Raw genomic sequence first — 279 nt, 5'->3', positions numbered from 1 at the left:
AACCAATCCTCTGTCAATATCACTGCGGGGGATTTGCTGCACTTGAGGATATCGCTGGCTCCAGCAACCGCGTACTGTGCGGACGCCCCCAGCATTACCCACTTCGGTTGTTGATACTGATGCAGCGCCCTCGCCAGGTACGTCCCATTCTGTAAATCCCATACTAACCTCTTTAGTTGCTCTGAATAGTAAACTGCACCAGCCATTTCTGGCATGATGCCCTTAGATACCATGAATCCGTAAAGCTGTGCCTGCAATTCAGCGCTCGTCTGGTGAATC

The 279-nt window shown here is 51.3% G+C and carries 1 protein-coding gene; it reads right to left on the bottom strand.

Going from position 1 to position 279, the window contains the following annotated elements:
* A partial coding sequence (locus ABFY71_RS18830) for a hypothetical protein (protein ID WP_347947399.1) occupies positions 1-279 on the bottom strand: 279 nt, incomplete at both ends.

Source organism: Devosia alba (assembly GCF_039938915.1).
GTDB classification, from domain to species: Bacteria; Pseudomonadota; Alphaproteobacteria; order Rhizobiales; family Devosiaceae; genus Devosia; species Devosia alba.
This window is presented reverse-complemented; position numbering and strand designations above follow the sequence as displayed.